The organism is Microbacterium sp. BH-3-3-3, from assembly GCF_001792815.1.
GTDB lineage: Bacteria > Actinomycetota > Actinomycetes > Actinomycetales > Microbacteriaceae > Microbacterium.
Genome location: NZ_CP017674.1, coordinates 2,479,603 through 2,495,510 on the forward strand (window position 1 = coordinate 2,479,603; position 15,908 = coordinate 2,495,510).

The following is a 15,908-nucleotide window of genomic DNA, read 5'->3' on the forward strand; positions in this document are numbered from 1 at the left end:
AACCACACATGTCGGTCGGTCTGCTCGCCGTCGTCGATGACATCCTCAGCGCCGCCATGCGCGCCAGCGCGAAGACCGCGGGAGTCGTCATCGACGACGCCGCCGTCACGCCCCAGTACGTGCAGGGGCTCACCCCCGCGCGCGAACTGCCCGTGGTGTGGAAGATCGCGCTCGGCAGCATCATCAACAAGTACGTGATCATCATCCCGATCGCGCTGCTGCTCACCGCGTTCGCGCCGTGGGTGCTTCCCTACCTGCTCATCATCGGCGGCGGGTTCCTGTGCTTCGAGGGCGCCGAGAAGGTGCTCGAGTGGTTCGGCGTGCATCACGGCGCGCACGACGACGACGGTCCCCGCGACGAGAAGAAGCTCGTTCTGGGTGCGGTGCGCACCGACCTCATCCTCAGCACCGAGATCATGCTGATCGCGCTGTCGAGCCTCGACCCCGGCTTCGGCATCTGGATGACGCTGGGCGCCCTGCTCGTGATCGGCCTGGCCATGACGGTGGTCGTCTACGGCGCGGTCGCCCTGCTGGTGAAGGTCGACGACATCGGCCTGCGGTTGATGAAGAGCGCATCACGCGGGGTGCGTCGCTTCGGCGTGCGGATCGTGGCATCCATGCCCGCGGTGTTCCGCGTGATCAGCGTCATCGGCACGGTCGCGATGCTGTGGGTCGGTGGGCACCTGGTGCTGCAGAACCTCTCCGAGACGCTGTGGGCCGGACCGTACGAGGTCGTGCACCTCGTGACCCACGCGATCGAGGCCGCCGGCCCCGTGATCGTCTGGATCGTCGAGACCGCGATGTCGGCGGTGTTCGGCCTGATCCTGGGGCTCATCATCGTCGGCATCATGACCGGGGTCACGCGCCTGGTGAAGCGCGACGCCCCCGCCGACGCCGCCCACTGACCCGCCCCGGCGGCCGCACGCTTGCGCGGTTCGCCGCGCGCGTGCCGCGGCAGCGACGGCTACGCGCGGGACTCGCCGGCGGTGACGGCGCGGACGATCCCGCCGATCAGCTCGGGCCAGAGCTCGGGGGCGATGAAGTGCCCCATGCCGGGGTGCACCTGCAGCTCGGCGCCGCGAAGCGCCGCGGCCATGTCGACCGCTGCGTTCCAGTGCAGCACGTCGTCGTCGCGGCCGTGGAAGACCAGGGCGGGAACGTCGAGGGCGCGGAGGGCCTCGAGCCGCTCGGGCGCGCGCAGCAACGCCGACCACTGCCGCGAGAAGCCCTCGGGGAAGTACCCGCGGTCGAACGCCTCGCCCGCCGCCCACGCGTTCCATTCGACGTCGAGCGGGTAGCGCTCGCCCGCGGTCGCGGAGGCGAAGGCGGCGGCCCCGGCGGTGATCTCGGCGCGCGAGTATCGCAGCGGAGCCCGCATGAGCTCGGGCCTCTCGTCGTGGAGCACGTAGCGGGCATCGCGCCCCGGGATGGTCGACAGCAGACCCAGGCTCCGGACCCTCTCGGGATGCCGGATCGCGGCCATCTGCGCCATCATCCCGCCCATCGAGTGCCCGACGAGGTGCGCCGCGTCGAGGCCGAGGTCGTCGAGCACGCGCACGACGTCGTCGCCCATCTCTTCGAGGCCGTACCCGCCGTCGATGTCGTCGGGTCCGCCGAAACGGGCCGAGAGCCCCACGTCGCGGTTGTCCATGCGCACGACGTGCAGACCCCGCTCGACCAGTCGGGCGACCAGGTCGACGTGCCAGGCGATGAGCTGCGCGCCGCCGCCGGCGATCAACACCACCGTCGGGTCGTCGGCGTCACCGGCGGTGTCGTAGAAGATCGCGGGGTCGGGGGTGAACGGCATCCGGGGTCCTTCGTTCGGGGTGCGAGCGACGATAGCCGCGTCAGCGACGCGGCGGTATGGGCGCAACGCCCATCGGGGCGAGGGTGGGAATGGATGCCGAGCCCGGGGCGTGCAGGTCGGCGGAGAGCTCCGCGGCGAGGGCGCGGGCCGCGGCCTCGAGGCCGGTGAGGCGCGGTTTGACGTTCTCGGTCGCCCCGACGATGCAGGCGGCGGCGGCGACCTGGCCCGCGGCGTCGCGCACGGGGGCGGAGATCGAGGTGATGCCGAACTCGTCGATGGACTCCATGGTCAGCACCCCGTCGGCGCGCACGCGCTCGACGCGTCCGGTGAACTGGGCGTACTCGGCGGCCCCGTGCCGGCGGGGGAAGAGCGCGCCCAGCTGATCGAGGGTGAAGTCCATCGCGAGGGTGGGTCCTCCGTCGGAGCCGACGAGCGGATGCGGGCGGCCCAGCCAGGGCGCCATGATCAGGCCCTCGGCGAGGGGTTCGATGTGCTCGACCAGGGTGAAGCTGCGCATGCCCTTGAGCGCGGTGACGAAGACGCAGGCCTCGGCGCGGGCCGCGGTCGCGGCGGCACGGGCGGGGCCGGTGCGCGCGAGGAGGGGCTCGGTCGCTGCGCGATGCCAGGCGTGCAGGGCGAGGTCGAGATGCAGGCGGTCGGACTCGGCGTCGTGCGCGACCGTTCCCGCGCGGACGAGGGCGTCGACCACTCGACGCGCGCGGTCGGGGCGGAGTCGCGCGGCGGCCGCGATGCCCGCCACCGAGTCGGGGCCGTCGGCGAGGTGTTCGAGCACGCGCGTCGCCGCCTCGAGGGCGCGGGTCGGCTCGACGGCGGCGGCGTCCCCGCGGACGGGCCCGACGTGCGCCTCGGCCAGGGCCTGCTCGAACGCGCGCCGCGCATCGCCGAGGACGCGGCGCACGCGGGGGCGGGCGCGGGCGGCGCGATAGACCGGGAGGCTCACCGCGAGGGCGGCCACCGTGCGCCCGTCGGGTGTCGTGAGCCGGACGGCGATCTCGACCGCTCGGCCGAGCTGCGACTCGACGAGGCCGTCGCCGCCGCGCGTGGCCCGCACGAGGGCGCGACGCTCGTCGGTGACGAGTTCGCCGAGGGTCACGGGCACGTGCAGGGTCCACCCCGAACCGACGGTCGCGAGCACGCGCGCCCCGCCCGTCTCGGGGGCCGCGAGGACGACCGTCTCGGTCGTCTCCTGCGCGATGCGGTGCAGCTCGAACCGCACGACCGGGGCGAGCGCCGCGGACGCTCGACCCGACAGGGCGAGGGCGCGGGATCCGACGCGGTAGCTGCCGTAGTCGTCGGCCCGGGCGAGTAGGCCGAGGTCGGCGAGCTCGGCGCACAGCCTCGACACGGTGCTGAGGCTCGCGCGTGCGCCGCGGGCGATCGACGACAGCGGAAGCGGCCGGGTGGGGTCGGGGCGTGCCGCGACCGCGCGCAGGGCGGCGATCGCGTGCTCGATCCTCGCGCTCATGGCATCCCTCCCGCCAGGATCGCAATCTCGACCGTGGCGTTTTGCATCTCACGGTGACCGTAACAGCCCCGCCGCGCGGGGTTCGAATAATGGCTGACATTCGCCGGGCGCCCGACCGGCCCCTCGAAAGGACCCGCCATGGAGCAGTTCGACGCCGCCGTCGTCGGTCTCGGAGCCCTCGGCAGCGCCGCCGCGTACCACCTGGCCGGTCGGGGCGCGCGCACGGTCGCCTTCGAGCAGTTCGAGCTCGGGCACGTGCGCGGCGCCTCGCACGACACCTCGCGCATCGTGCGCACCTCGTACGGCTCGGCCGCGTACGTGCGCTTCGCGCAGGCGGCGTACCGCGAGTGGGCGGCGCTCGAGGCGGCCACGGGGGAGCGACTGCTGAGCATCACCGGCGGCGTCGTGTTCATCCCCGACGGCGGCCCGTACGACGCCGCCGACTTCGCGCGGAGCCTGACCGACAACGACGTGCCGTTCGACCTGCTCGGCCCCGACGAGGTGCACGAGCGGTGGCCGCAGTTCTCGCTGCCCGCCGGCGTCACCACCGTCTACACGCCCGACTCGGGAATCGCCCACGCCGCCCGCACGGTCGCGACGCTGCAGATGCACGCCCGGGTGCGGGGCGCCGACCTGCGGGACCGCACGCGGGTCGACCGCCTCATCCCCGACGGCGACGGCGTGATCGTCTCGACCTCGTCCGGCGAGGTGCGCGCTCGCCGCGTCGTCGTGGCCGCCGACGCGTGGACGAACACGCTGCTCGAGCCGCTCGGCATCCGGATCCCGCTCGAGGTCATGCAGGAGCAGGTGAGCTACTTCGCGCCATCCGAGCCCGAGGCGTTCGAGCGCGACCGGTTCCCCGTCTGGATCTGGGAGGACGAGCAGTGCTTCTACGGTTTCCCGACCTACGGCGAGCCCACCATCAAGGCGGCGCGCGACGTCTCGGAGGTGCACATGTCACCGGCGGAGCGCACGTTCGTCCCGTCGGAGGAGCGCACGGCCGAGCTGGCGGCGTTCCTCTCGGCGACGATCCCCGCGAGCGGCCCGGTGCTGCGCACCGTCACGTGCCAGTACGCGCTGACCCCCGACCGCCGCTTCGTCATCGGCCCCCTCGTCGAGCAGCCCGACATCATCGTGGCGCTGGGCGCCGGCCACGCGTTCAAGTTCACCCCGGCGATCGGTCTGGCGCTGGCCGAGCTCGCGATGGGCGGCGACACCACCGACGACCTGTCGGCGTTCGCGGTCGACGCGACCGTCGCCCCGGCGATGTGAGGACCCCCGTGCAGATTCAGCGCCGCGGAGACGGCCACCACGATTGGACCCTCTACGAGGGGGAGGGGCGCGTGGGCATCGAGTGGTACTTCCCGGATGCCACGGCCCTCGGCGCCCAGGTGATGCTCTACCACCTGGCCCCCGGTGCCTCGGAGGGCGAGCACCGCCACCTCACCGGCGCCGCCGACAGCTGCTCGGCCGACAGCAGCGACGAGATGTACGTCGTCACCGCGGGCGAGATCGTCTTCACCGCCGACGGGGTCGACCGGGTGCTCAGGGCGGGAGACGGCGCGTACGCCCCGGCGGGCATGGTGCACGGCGTGCGCAATGCCTCGGACGCCCCGGCCGAGCTCGTGCTGATCTTCGGCCCGCCGACGACCGCCGCGCCCACCACCACCACGCCGCCCGCCGCCCCGCCGCCCACCGCCCCGGAGGAGACGCCGTGAGACACGCCCCCGACTACGCCCTGACCGACCTCGACGCGGTGCGCGAGCTGGTGCGCGAGAACCCCTGGGCCACGCTGGTGAGTCATGTGCCCGGGCGGGGGCTCGTGGCATCCCACTATCCGGTGCTCGTCGACGACGCGGGCGACGGGTTCTCGATCGTGAGCCACGTGGGGCGCCCCGACGAGGCGCTGCACGAGCTCGGCGCGCACGAGGTGATGGTCGTGGTGTCGGGACCGAGCGGGTACGTCTCGCCCGGCTGGTACGACGTGTCGCCGGCCGTGCCGACCTGGAACTTCGTCGTCGCGCACCTGTACGGCACGCCCGAGCTGCTGAGCGACGACGAGAACCTCGCGGTGCTCGACCGGCTCGTCACGCACTTCGAGGCACCGTTGCCGAACCCCTTCCTGATGCACCGGAGCCTCGAGAACACCGCGTACGCCGAGCGGATCGTGCACGGGACGGTCGGGTTCCGCCTGCCCGTCGCACGGTTCGAGGCGAAGCAGAAGCTCAGCCAGGACAAGCCCGCCGCGGTCGTCGACCGCATCGTCGCGGCGCTGTGCGCTCCCGGCCCCTATGAGAACCCGGCCCTGGCCGGTCGGATGGACACCATCCGCCAACGAGAGGAACGAGAAGAACGATGACCGGATTCGTAGGCGTGGATGCCATGGTGCGCTGGGTCGCGACGAACGGAGCCGAGCGGCTCATGACCGACATGGTCGCGTACCTCGAGGCCGACTACCGTCGCTGGTCGTCGTTCGACAAGGTCGAGCGCATGGCCAGCCACACCCCGTTCGGGGTGATCGAGCTCATGCCCATCAGCGATCCCGACACGTACGCCTTCAAGTACGTGAACGGGCATCCCTTCAACCCCGGCCGCGGATACCAGACCGTCACCGCGTTCGGCGTGCTCGCCGACGTGCACAACGGCTACCCGGTGTTCCTGTCGGAGATGACGCTGCTCACGGCGTTGCGCACCGCCGCGACCTCGGCCATGGTGGCGCGCCGACTGGCCCGCCCCGACCCGCGCACGATGGCGATGATCGGCGCGGGGAGTCAGGCGGAGTTCCAGGCCCTCGCGTTCCGCGGTGTGCTGGGCGTGGATCGTCTGCGCGTGTTCGACGTCGACCCCGCGGCAACCGCCAAGCTCGTGCGCAACCTCACCCCGCTCGGCTTCGACATCGAGGTGTGCGACTCGGCGGCCGAGGCCGCTCGCGGCGCCGACATCGTCACGACCTGCACCGCCGACAAGGCGGCGGCGACGGTGCTCAGCGATGCCGACGTGACAGCGGGAATGCACATCAACGCCATCGGCGGCGACTGCCCCGGTAAGACCGAGCTCGACCCCGCGATCCTGTCGCGCGGACCGGTGTTCGTGGAGTACGCCCCGCAGACCCGGATCGAGGGCGAGATCCAGCGGGTCGCCGCCGACTTCCCGGTGACGGAGTTCTGGGAGGTGCTCACCGACCGCGCGCCGGGGCGCACCTCCGACGACCAGGTGACCGTCTTCGACTCGGTCGGCTTCGCAATCGAGGACTTCTCGGCGCTGCGGTTCCTGCGCGACAGCGTCGCGGGCACCGAACTGGCGCTCGAGATCGACCTCGTGGCCGCCCCCGACGATCCGAAGGACCTCTTCGGCCTCGTCGGCGCCCCGGTGCCCGCTCTGTGAGCGCGCTCACCCTGCGCTCGGGCCGGCCGTACGGCGGCGAGCCCGTCGACGTCGTCGTGCGCGACGGCCTCATCGCCTCGATCGTCCCGGCCGGTTCCGCGCCGGCCGAGGGCGAGGTCGTCGAGCTCGACGGCCGCGCGATCGGTCCCGGCCTCTGGGACGCCCACGTGCACTTCTCGCAGTGGGTCATCTCGAGCCGCCGCGTCGACGTCGCCGGCACGCACAGCCCCGATGAGGTCGTGGATGCCGTGCGTCGGGCGCTCGTCGCCGGGGCGCCGCGAACCGACGGGGTGCTCGTCGGCTACGGCTACCGCGACGGGTTGTGGACCACTCCGACCACACTCCGACTCCTCGACGACGCGTTCCCCGACGTTCCGGTGGTGCTCGTCAGCGGCGACCTGCACGCCGGGTGGATGAACTCCCGCGGGGCCGAACGCCTCGGCCTCCGCCCCGACGCCAGCGGCGTCGTCGCCGAGCTCGAGTGGATCGCCGCCCTGCAGCGGTTCCAGCAGGCGGCATTCATTCCGGTCGAGGCATATGGCGAGGTCGCCGACGCCGCTGCCCGGCGCGGTGTGGTCGGCATCGTCGACTACGAGAACGTCCCGAACTTCCTCGAGTGGCCCGAGCGGGTCGCCGCGGGCGTGCGTGCGCTGCGGGTCGACGCCTCGGTGTGGCCCGACCGACTCGAGCAGGCCATCGCCGCGGGCCTGCGGACGGGCGACCCGCTCGACGCCGACGGACTCGTCACCATGGGCCGGCTGAAGGTCGTCGTCGACGGCTCCCTCAACACGCGCACGGCGTGGTGCTGGGACCCGTACCCCGGTGCCGACCCCCTGCACGCCCACGCGTGCGGCGTGCAGAGCGTCTCGGTCGACGAGCTGCACCGACTGCTCCGACGCGCGAAGCAGGGCGGCATCCTCCCCGCCGTGCATGCCATCGGCGACCGCGCGAACGCCGAGGTGATCGGTGTGCTCGAGACCCTCGGCATGCCCGGCATCATCGAGCACGCGCAACTCGTGAGCGACGGCGATTTCGCCCGATTCCGCCGGGTGGGCCTCATCGCCAGCGTGCAGCCCGAGCACGCGATGGACGACCGCGACATCGCCGACCTGCACTGGTCGGGACGCACCGACCGGGCCTTCGCGTTCGGCTCTCTGCATCGGTCGGGCGCGGCCCTGCGCCTCGGCTCCGACGCCCCCGTCGCCCCGCTCGACCCGTGGCACGCGATCGCGTCGGCGACCTCGCGCAGCCGCGGCGACCGCGAGGCCTGGCATCCGGAACAACGCCTTCCGCTCGACGTCGCGCTGGCGGCGAGCAGCCGCAGCACCCTCGCCGTCGGGCAGCCGGCCGACCTCGTGGTGCTCGAACGCGACCCCTTCGCGTGCGACCGCGACGACCTGCGCGAGATGACCGTGGCGGCGACCCTTCTCGGCGGGCGGTTCACGCACCGGGCGGTGTGACCGGGCTCGTCGGGGGCGGCGGGCCGCCCCCGACAGGCCAGCCGTCGCGCGGGGCCGTCGCGTGCGGACGCTCGACGATCCGGTGCGTCGCGCCTCGGCGCGTGCACGAACGCGATTCCCGCGCCCGGTCGACGCGTTCCCGCCCGCGCGGAGCGTTCAGGCGTTCAGGACGAGCGTCTCTCCCGCACGAGCGCGCGAGACGCAGGGGTAGATGATGCGGGAGTCGTCGTCCACCGTCAGCGAATCGCGGTGGTCCACCGCCCCATCCAGCACGGGCACGGCGCACGAGCCGCAGACCCCGCGCAGGCAGGAGCCGTTCATCGGCACCCCGGCGCCCTGGAGCGACTCGAGCAGCGACCGGGTCGCGGGCACCTCGACGGTCACACCGGACCGGGCGGCGGTGGCGGTGAAGGCCTCGTTCGGCCCGAACTCCCGCTTCCGGGGCTCGAAACGCTCGAGATGGATGCCGGACCCCTCGGGCAGTGTCGGGGTCAGCGCCCAGAGCGCGTCGACGAACGACGCCGGCCCGCACGCGTAGACGTCGGTGCCGGGGGCGATCCCGCCGACGACCGCGTCGAGGTCGAGACGCCCCTGCTCGCGGCTGACGTGGGTGGTGGCGCGATCGCCGAGGGCGGCGATCTCGTCGGCGAAGGCGACGCCGTCGCGCTCCCGGGCGACGACGATCATTCTCCAGTCGGCGTCGACGGCGGCGAGGTGACGGGCCATCGACAGGATCGGCGTGACCCCGATCCCGGCGGCCAGCAGCAGGTACGCGGGGGCCTCGCCGAGCTCGAACAGATTGCGGGGCGGGCGGACCCAGACGGTGCTGCCCTCGCGCAGGAACGCGTGGATGTAGTGCGAGCCGCCGCGCGACAGTTCTTCGCGGCGCACGGCGATACGGTACGACGCGGTGTCGGCGGGGTCGCCGCACAGCGAGTACTGCCGCTCGTGGCGCGTGATCAGCTGCAGGTCGATATGGGCGCCGGGGTTCCAGGCGGGGAGGGGGGATCCATCGACGTTCTGCAGGCGGATGCTCACGATGTCGGGCGTCTGGCGGATGATCTCGCGGACCACCAGGGGCATCAGTCCCTCGCGGCTGCGCACCTCAGTACAGCGCCCGGTAGGCGCCGGACATGGCCTCGTCGATGACGTCGCCGACCGCGGCATCCCATCCCGAGGTGCTCGCCCAGATCTGGCCCGAGGTCGGCACCTGCGTGGCCAGGTCCTGCATGTCGGCGTCCCAGATCCCGCCGCGTAGCAGAGCGCGCCCGCAGTGCAGGTACACCTGCTCGACGCGCAGCACGATCGCGAGGTCGGGCACGGTGTGGTCCTGCTCGAGGGAGCGCAGCAGGGTGGGGTCGTCGGTGACGAACGCGGTGCCGTTGATGCGCAGCGTCTCGCTCATTCCCGGCACGAAGCACAGCAGGGCGGCGTGGCCGTTGTCGACGATGTTGCGCATCGAGTCGGCGATCTTATTGCCGAGGCGGTCGGGAAGCACGACGGTGCGGTCATCGATCGCCCGCACGAAACCGGGGTAGTCGCCGCGCGGCGAGCAGTCGCACGTTCCGTCGCGATCGGCGGTGGCGAGGGTGGCGAACGGCGAGTGGGCCAGGAAGCGCAGGCAGTTCTCATCGAGGTGGTCGGTGATCTTCTGCAGCGAGGGGCCCTCCGGCTCGCCCAGCGTGCCGAGGATGTCCTCGAGCCCGAGCGCGCGGAAATCGGTGGAGAGCATGTCATCGACGCTACCCCGGGGTCCCTCGAACCTCATCGTCGCCCGGGCACAGGATCACCGGGTCGAAGTGTGCCGTCGGCACAGCGGGCGCCGGGGTGATGGACGGCCACCGCCCCACGCCGGCGCCGAGATCAGGCCCCGACGCCCTCCTCAGCGCCCCGAGCCCAGCAGGCGCACGCGGCACGCCAGCTCGACCGCGAAGCGGGTGTCGGGGTCGTCGAGGTCGACCCCGAGCAGCTCGCGCGCGCGTCGGATGCGGTAGCCGACCGCATTGGGGTGCAGGTTCAGCTCGCGCCCGGCCCGCGCGAGCGAATGACGGTGGCCGAGGTACGACAGCAGCGTGCGCACGGCCGTCGTCGCCTTCTCGGGGCCCAGCACGTCGAGCGGGTGGAGGATGTCGTCGAGCAGATTGCGGCTCACCGGCGAGGCGTAGAAGTCGAGCAGCAGACGTCGGAGCCCGGTCACGTCGGTGAGCTCGATGGCATCCAGTCGACCGCCGGCGATGGCGGAGTCGGCGGCGACGCGCGCCTCGGCAGCCGACTGCCGCAGGCCCGCGGCTCCGGTCTGCGGGGTGCCGAGACCGACCGTGTACGTCCAGTCGTCACCGATGAGACGGCGGGCCTGGGCCTGCACGCGCGACACGACGTCGCGCAGGCGCCGCTGATGGTCGCCCGCGCCGTGGTCCTCGCTGCTGACGACGAGGACGTCGTCCTGCAGGAAGGCGATGTGCCACAGCTCGGGGCGGTCCTCGATGAGCTGCAGGGTGAACAGCTCGAGCGCGGCCTCGACGAAGCGCGGGGCGCGCAGCCCCGGGTCGGTGCGGTGCTGCGGACGCATCCACGCCACGGCGTGCGAGAGCTGCAGCGGCAGACCGAGGCGTGCGGCCGGAGCGACGAACCCGTCGACGCGACCGGCCTCGGCGAGGATCAGCTCGACGATGAGGTCGGCGCGCGACTGATTCGGGGCGAAGCGGTCCTGCAGGTGCCGCTGCATGGCCCGCGACACGAGCGAGGCCACGACCGGCAGCGCGACGGTGGCGGCCGGATCCGAGGTCTCGGCGACCAGCCTGCCGATGGGCACCTCGCCCGCGAACACCGCGTCGGCGTCGGTCCACGAGGTCGCCAGGTCTTCGCGCACGCTCACCCGCACGCCCAGGGCGGTGCCCGCGGCGTCGAGGATCGCCGCCACCGCGTCTCCCTCGCCCGCAGCCGCGGCCTGCGTCGCCTTCTCGACCGCGAAGGCCGCGCGGGTCATCGACTCGGCCGCGCCCCCGCTGATCACCCGGTCGATCGCCACGGCGAGGTCGGGAGCGGGCGCCGCGAGCGACACGAGCACGGGAACGCCGCCGCGCAGCGCCAGCACGGTCGCGGTCTCGGTCGCCGTGAAGCCCGCGGGCATGACGAGGCCCGCCAGCCCGCGCGCGCTGGCCTGGCGCAGGGCCACGTCGACGAGGTACGGCGCGGGCGGGTCGTCGCCGGCCACGACGGCCAGGGTGCCCGCGGTCAGGCCGGGCAGATCGGCGAGGGTCGACACGTCGACGCGTTCGATCGTCGCTCCGCCCTCGGGGCCGGCGGCGTGCGCGATGCCCAGGCGTTCGGTCTGAGCGAGAAGGTCGGAAGTGGTGAGCTGTGCCACCAGCACAATGTACGCCAATTCCCTGTCTGCTCACCACATTGTCGCTCGCGGAGACGGTGCTTAGTGTCGTGTCATGGCACTTCCGTCTCCCGTCACGCCGACCGCGGCCCGCGCCCCCGAGCACGTCACGGCCGACGACATCGCCGCGCTCGCCGCGGGCGCGGCGATCTTCGGCACGGGCGGCGGCGGCGCCGTCTACACCTCGCAGCTGACGACCGAGCGCGCGATCCGCGAGCACGGGCCGGTGCGGCTGCTGAGCCTCGACGACCTCGGACCCGACGACGCCGTCATCATGATGAGCGGCATCGGCGCACCGACCGTCGGCATCGAGATGCTCTCGTCGGTGCAGCAGGTCGAGACCCTGCTGCGCGAGGCCGAACGCGTCGCCGGGCGCACGATCACCGCGATCATGCCCGCCGAGATCGGCGGCAGCAACGGCGTCTCGCCCGCCGGATGGGCCGCTCGCCTGGGCGTCGCCCTGCTGGATGCCGACGGCATGGGCCGCGCGTTCCCGGAGGCGACCATGATCTCCACCAACGTCGCCGGCGTCCCGTGCGAGTTCGCGGTGCTGAGCGACGTCGTCGGCAACGTCGTGACCCTGCGCACGGTCGACCTCGGCTGGCTCGAGCGGCACGCCCGCGCCGTCACGGTGGCCGCCGGGGGAATCTGCCTCGGCGCCCATTACCTGCTCACCGCCGAGACGGCTCGCGGAGCGGTCATCCCGGGCACGATCAGCACGGCCATCCGCGTCGGACGCGCGCTGCTCTCGGCCGCCGAGCCGGTGGCCGCCATCGCCGACGAGCTCGACGCCGACGTGCTCATCTCGGGCAAGATCGTCGACGTCTCGCGCCGCACCGAGGGCGGGTTCGTGCGCGGCTCGATCACGATCGCCGGGATCGGCGACGACCGCGGGCGCCTGCAGCGCGTCGAGCTGCGCAACGAGAACCTCGTGGTGCTCGAAGACGGCGAGGTGCTGGCGACCGTGCCCGACCTCATCACCGTCGTCGATCTCGAGACCGGTCACGCCATCTCGACCGAGATGCTGCGCTACGGCCAGCGCGTGTCGGTGCTGGCCTGGGCGTGCGACCCCCTGTGGCGCACCGAGCGCGGCCTCGAGATCGCCGGCCCCCGCGCCTTCGGCTACGACCTGCCCTACGTCCCCTTCGAGCGGAAGGACGCGCGATGATCGCCGTTCGCGACCTGTCCATCGGCGTCGACGTCGGCGGCACCAACACCGACGCGGTCGTCGTGGATGCCACGGGGTCGGTGATCGCCTGGACGAAGCAGCCGACCACGGCCGACGTCATCGGCGGCATCCGTGCCGGTATCGCCGCCGTGCTCGCGCAGCTCGCCGAGGACCGCGACCGGGTGTCGCGCGTCATGCTCGGCACCACCCACGCGACCAACGCGATCGTCGCCCGCCGGGGCCTGGACCGCGTCGCGCTAGTGCGGCTCGGGGCTCCCGCGGCCACCGAGTGGCCGCCGCTGACGGGCTGGCCGACCGACCTCAGCACCCAGGTGCTGGCGGGGGCGGCCATGCTCGGCGGCGGGCACATGGTCGACGGCACGCCCATCTCGCCGCTCGATCGCGACGGCATCCGGCGGTTCCTCGACGGCCTCGACGGACGGTTCGACAGCGTGGCGGTGTGCGGGATCTTCGCCCCCTCGTCTCCCGAGCAGGAGCGCGACGTCGAGCAGCTCGTGCACGACCACATCGGCGAGAACGTGCCGGTGTTCCTCAGCCAGGACATCGGTCCCGACGGACTGCTCGAGCGCGAGAACGCCACGGTTCTCAACGCGGCCCTGCGCGGCGTCGCGAGCGAGGTGACCCGCGCCCTCGTCGACGTCGTCGCCGAGGAGGGTCTCGACGTCTCGACCTTCTTCGCGCAGAACGACGGCACCCTGATGTCGCTCGACTACGCCGTGCGCTACCCGGTGCTGACCATCGGGTCGGGGCCGGCGAACTCCCTCCGCGGAGCCGCCTTCCTCTCGGGCGCCCAGAACGCCATCGTCGTCGACGTCGGCGGCACCACGAGCGACCTCGGCGTGCTCGTCGACGGATTCCCCCGCGAATCGACCCTGCCCCGCGACATCGGCGGCGTGCGCACCAACTTCCGCATGCCCGACATCCTCAGCCTCGGCATCGGCGGGGGCACGATCATCGACCCCCGCACCGGCGCCGTCGGCCCGGGATCGGTGGGGTACCGCATCGCCGAAGAGGGACTGCTGTTCGGCGGTTCCACCCCGACGCTCACCGATGCCGCCGCGGCCGCGGGGCACGGCATCCGGGGTCGTTCGCTCCCCCGCTCTCGGCGGGTCACCGCGACATGCTGGCCCGCGCCCTCGCCCACGCGCACGAACGCATCGAGGAGGCCGTCGAACGGCTGTCGCTCGGCCGCGTCGACCTGCCGCTGATCGTCGTCGGCGGCGGCGCCCAACTCGTTCCCGACGATCTGCCGGGGGCCGGTGACGTGCTCCGCCCCGACCGGGCCGACGTCGCCAACGCCGTCGGAGCGGCCATCTCGCTCGCCGGGGGCCGCGCCGACCAGATCTCCGACGCCGAAGACCGGGATGCCGCGATCGCGGCCGCCTCGGAAGCGGCGATCGCGAAGGCCATCCAGGCGGGGGCCGATCCCCTCGCGGTCGAGATCGTCGACGTCCTCGAGACGTCGCTGTCGTACACGACCCGCCCCACCCTCAAGGTCTCGGTCAAAGCCGCCGGCCCCCTGAGCCATCTCGCCGCACCCATCCCCGCGCGCTGACACCTGCACCACCCCTGCACCACCGTCGCTTCCCCCGAATCAAGGAGCATGGCAATGAAACGCAGCACTCTCGCCCCGGCCGCGGCCGGGGTCGTCCTTCTCGCATTGACACTGGCGTCGTGCGCGGCGCCCTCCGACGGCAGCGGGGGAGGGGGCTCGGTCGTCTCGGGCGGCACGTTCGTCAAGGCGATCAGCGACGACCCGGGCGACCTCGACCCGATGAAGGCCGTCTCGCCCGACACCTTCGACGTCGTCACCATCGCGTACGAGTCGCTCATCTACGTCACCCCCGACGGCGAGTACGAACCCTGGCTCGCCGAGAGCTGGACCGACGAGGGCACCTCGGCCACCTTCACGCTGAAGGACGGCATCACCTGCGCCGACGGCTCGGAGTTCACCGCGCAGACCGTCGCCGACAACCTCAACTACAACGCCGACCCCGCCAACGCGACCTTCTCGTACGGCACCGTCATCACCGAGGCCGTGTCGGCCACGGCCGAGGGCAACGTCGTCACCGTGACCAGCACGGTCAACGACCCGTTCCTGGCCGTCAACCTCGGCACGATCATGATGGTGTGCGACGCCGGTCTGGCCGACGTCGCCTCGCTGTCGGACACCACGAACGGCACGGGCATGTTCCAGCTGAGCGAGGCGCGCGCCGGCGACGCGTACGTCTTCACCCAGCGCGACGGCTACACATGGGGCCCCTACGGCGTCACCAACGAGACCGAGGGGCTGCCCGAGACCATCGAGGCGCGCATCGTGTCCGACCAGAGCACCGTGACCAACCTGCTGCTCTCGGGCGAGCTGAACTCCGGCGTGGTCACCGGCCCCGACCAGGACCGCCTCGAGGGCGCCGGCATCACCTACGCGGGCGTGCGCAACCCGGTCGGTCAGATCCTGTTCAACGAGCGCGAGGGCCGGCCCTTCTCCGACCCGCTCGTGCGCGAGGCCCTCTCGACCGCGATCAACCGCGACGAGGTCGGCCCGGTCATCGCCGGCGCCACGGGTCTGCCCTCCAGCGGTCTCGTCATGAAGACGCCGCTGCTGTGCGTGCAGGACCCGCCCAGCTGGAGCCTGCCGGCCACCGACCTCGATCGCGCCGGCGAACTGCTCGACGAAGCCGGCTGGACCCTCGGCAGCGACGGCATCCGTCAGAAGAACGGACAGCCGCTGAACGTGAAGTTCATCTACGACGCCCCCACCGCCTCGCACGCTCCGGCCGCCGAACTGGTCAAAGAGACGTGGGACTCACTCGGCGTGGTCACCGAGCTGTCGGCCAACGACGCCGCGGCCTGGTCCGACCAGCTCTACACGAGCTTCGACTGGGACACCGGGTGGGTGCAGATCGGGCCGGGAAGCCCCGTCGTGCTCGACCTCTTCTTCGGGGGAGCGACTCCCGACCAGGGTGGCTTGAACTTCATGTTCGTCGACAACCCCGAGTACAACGCCCTGGCCACCCAGGCCAAGACCGCCACCCCCGACGCCGCGTGCGGACTGTGGCAGCAGGCCGAGAAGGAGCTCATCGAGCGCTTCGACACCTTCCCGGTGATCGACAACATCCTGCCGAACTACATGAGCGGCGCGACGTTCGAGCAGCCGAACTTCCTCAACCCCACCTCGATCCGGATGCAGGGCTGAT

The 15,908-nt window shown here is 72.4% G+C and carries 15 protein-coding genes; 10 read left to right on the forward strand and 5 right to left on the reverse strand.

What is annotated here, in order from left to right; translation table 11 throughout:
- The first annotated feature begins 8 nt into the window (after window positions 1-8).
- Entirely contained in the window at window positions 9-905 is an 897-nt protein-coding gene (locus BJP65_RS11390) for a DUF808 domain-containing protein (protein ID WP_070409224.1), read from the forward strand.
- A 59-nt stretch (window positions 906-964) separates the two neighbouring features.
- Here BJP65_RS11390 and BJP65_RS11395 read toward each other — a convergent pair whose 3' ends face one another.
- Entirely contained in the window at window positions 965-1,807 is an 843-nt protein-coding gene (locus BJP65_RS11395; RefSeq protein WP_070409225.1) for an alpha/beta fold hydrolase, read from the reverse strand.
- A gap of 40 nt (window positions 1,808-1,847) precedes the next feature.
- On the reverse strand, window positions 1,848-3,293 hold the full coding sequence (locus BJP65_RS11400) for an IclR family transcriptional regulator C-terminal domain-containing protein (protein ID WP_070409226.1): 1,446 nt from the start codon (window positions 3,291-3,293) through the stop codon (window positions 1,848-1,850).
- A gap of 138 nt (window positions 3,294-3,431) precedes the next feature.
- Between BJP65_RS11400 and solA the strand changes: the two genes are divergently transcribed.
- From solA to BJP65_RS11425, 5 genes are read left to right on the forward strand one after another with little or no spacing between them, the layout of a single operon-like run.
- Window positions 3,432-4,565 (forward strand): N-methyl-L-tryptophan oxidase, encoded by a 1,134-nt coding sequence (solA, locus tag BJP65_RS11405; protein WP_070409227.1) that lies wholly within the window; start codon window positions 3,432-3,434, stop codon window positions 4,563-4,565.
- A gap of 8 nt (window positions 4,566-4,573) precedes the next feature.
- On the forward strand, window positions 4,574-5,011 hold the full coding sequence (locus tag BJP65_RS11410; RefSeq protein WP_070409228.1) for a cupin domain-containing protein: 438 nt from the start codon (window positions 4,574-4,576) through the stop codon (window positions 5,009-5,011).
- The gene (locus BJP65_RS11415) at window positions 5,008-5,652 is read left to right on the forward strand and encodes an FMN-binding negative transcriptional regulator (RefSeq protein ID WP_070409229.1); all 645 of its coding nucleotides are present in this window, start codon (window positions 5,008-5,010) and stop codon (window positions 5,650-5,652) included. Before BJP65_RS11410 ends, BJP65_RS11415 begins: the two co-directional genes overlap by 4 nt.
- On the forward strand, window positions 5,649-6,677 hold the full coding sequence (locus BJP65_RS11420; RefSeq protein WP_070409230.1) for an ornithine cyclodeaminase: 1,029 nt from the start codon (window positions 5,649-5,651) through the stop codon (window positions 6,675-6,677). Before BJP65_RS11415 ends, BJP65_RS11420 begins: the two co-directional genes overlap by 4 nt.
- On the forward strand, window positions 6,674-8,137 hold the full coding sequence (locus tag BJP65_RS11425) for an amidohydrolase (RefSeq protein WP_070409231.1): 1,464 nt from the start codon (window positions 6,674-6,676) through the stop codon (window positions 8,135-8,137). Before BJP65_RS11420 ends, BJP65_RS11425 begins: the two co-directional genes overlap by 4 nt.
- A gap of 156 nt (window positions 8,138-8,293) precedes the next feature.
- Here BJP65_RS11425 and BJP65_RS11430 read toward each other — a convergent pair whose 3' ends face one another.
- The 3 genes from BJP65_RS11430 to BJP65_RS11440 all read right to left on the reverse strand — a co-directional run bounded on the left by BJP65_RS11430 (window position 8,294) and on the right by BJP65_RS11440 (window position 11,504).
- A complete protein-coding gene (locus BJP65_RS11430) occupies window positions 8,294-9,220 on the reverse strand; it encodes a PDR/VanB family oxidoreductase (protein ID WP_070409978.1) in 927 nt (308 codons plus the stop codon).
- A 22-nt stretch (window positions 9,221-9,242) separates the two neighbouring features.
- A complete protein-coding gene (locus tag BJP65_RS11435; RefSeq protein ID WP_070409232.1) occupies window positions 9,243-9,869 on the reverse strand; it encodes an MSMEG_1061 family FMN-dependent PPOX-type flavoprotein in 627 nt (208 codons plus the stop codon).
- Window positions 9,870-10,019: 150 nt separating this feature from the next.
- On the reverse strand, window positions 10,020-11,504 hold the full coding sequence (locus BJP65_RS11440) for a CdaR family transcriptional regulator (RefSeq protein WP_070409979.1): 1,485 nt from the start codon (window positions 11,502-11,504) through the stop codon (window positions 10,020-10,022).
- Between the two features lie 73 nt (window positions 11,505-11,577).
- Here BJP65_RS11440 and BJP65_RS11445 point away from each other — a divergent pair, with 73 nt between their 5' ends.
- From BJP65_RS11445 to BJP65_RS11455, 4 genes are read left to right on the forward strand one after another with little or no spacing between them, the layout of a single operon-like run.
- Window positions 11,578-12,690 carry a DUF917 domain-containing protein gene (locus BJP65_RS11445; protein ID WP_055832995.1) on the forward strand — a complete coding sequence of 371 codons (1,113 nt, stop codon included), beginning with the start codon at window positions 11,578-11,580 and terminating at the stop codon, window positions 12,688-12,690.
- Window positions 12,687-13,919, forward strand: a complete 1,233-nt coding sequence (locus BJP65_RS11450) for a hydantoinase/oxoprolinase N-terminal domain-containing protein (RefSeq protein WP_219811347.1) — start codon at window positions 12,687-12,689, stop codon at window positions 13,917-13,919. Before BJP65_RS11445 ends, BJP65_RS11450 begins: the two co-directional genes overlap by 4 nt.
- A complete protein-coding gene (locus tag BJP65_RS16885) occupies window positions 13,832-14,266 on the forward strand; it encodes a hypothetical protein (RefSeq protein ID WP_219811348.1) in 435 nt (144 codons plus the stop codon). Before BJP65_RS11450 ends, BJP65_RS16885 begins: the two co-directional genes overlap by 88 nt.
- 54 nt (window positions 14,267-14,320) lie before the next feature.
- On the forward strand, window positions 14,321-15,907 hold the full coding sequence (locus tag BJP65_RS11455) for an ABC transporter substrate-binding protein (RefSeq protein WP_070409233.1): 1,587 nt from the start codon (window positions 14,321-14,323) through the stop codon (window positions 15,905-15,907).
- Window position 15,908: the final 1 nt, after the last annotated feature.

Bases quoted from the DNA above. Each gene is read 5' to 3' on its own strand.
- solA (WP_070409227.1), top strand. From the start codon at position 3,432: ATGGAGCAGTTCGACGCCGCCGTCGTCGGTCTCGGAGCCCTCGGCAGC.
- BJP65_RS11395 (WP_070409225.1), bottom strand. From the start codon at position 1,807: ATGCCGTTCACCCCCGACCCCGCGATCTTCTACGACACCGCCGGTGAC.
- BJP65_RS11420 (WP_070409230.1), top strand. From the start codon at position 5,649: ATGACCGGATTCGTAGGCGTGGATGCCATGGTGCGCTGGGTCGCGACG.
- BJP65_RS11400 (WP_070409226.1), bottom strand. From the start codon at position 3,293: ATGAGCGCGAGGATCGAGCACGCGATCGCCGCCCTGCGCGCGGTCGCG.
- BJP65_RS11430 (WP_070409978.1), bottom strand. From the start codon at position 9,220: ATGCCCCTGGTGGTCCGCGAGATCATCCGCCAGACGCCCGACATCGTG.
- BJP65_RS11390 (WP_070409224.1), top strand. From the start codon at position 9: ATGTCGGTCGGTCTGCTCGCCGTCGTCGATGACATCCTCAGCGCCGCC.
- BJP65_RS11450 (WP_219811347.1), top strand. From the start codon at position 12,687: ATGATCGCCGTTCGCGACCTGTCCATCGGCGTCGACGTCGGCGGCACC.
- BJP65_RS16885 (WP_219811348.1), top strand. From the start codon at position 13,832: ATGCTGGCCCGCGCCCTCGCCCACGCGCACGAACGCATCGAGGAGGCC.
- BJP65_RS11445 (WP_055832995.1), top strand. From the start codon at position 11,578: ATGGCACTTCCGTCTCCCGTCACGCCGACCGCGGCCCGCGCCCCCGAG.
- BJP65_RS11435 (WP_070409232.1), bottom strand. From the start codon at position 9,869: ATGCTCTCCACCGATTTCCGCGCGCTCGGGCTCGAGGACATCCTCGGC.
- BJP65_RS11455 (WP_070409233.1), top strand. From the start codon at position 14,321: ATGAAACGCAGCACTCTCGCCCCGGCCGCGGCCGGGGTCGTCCTTCTC.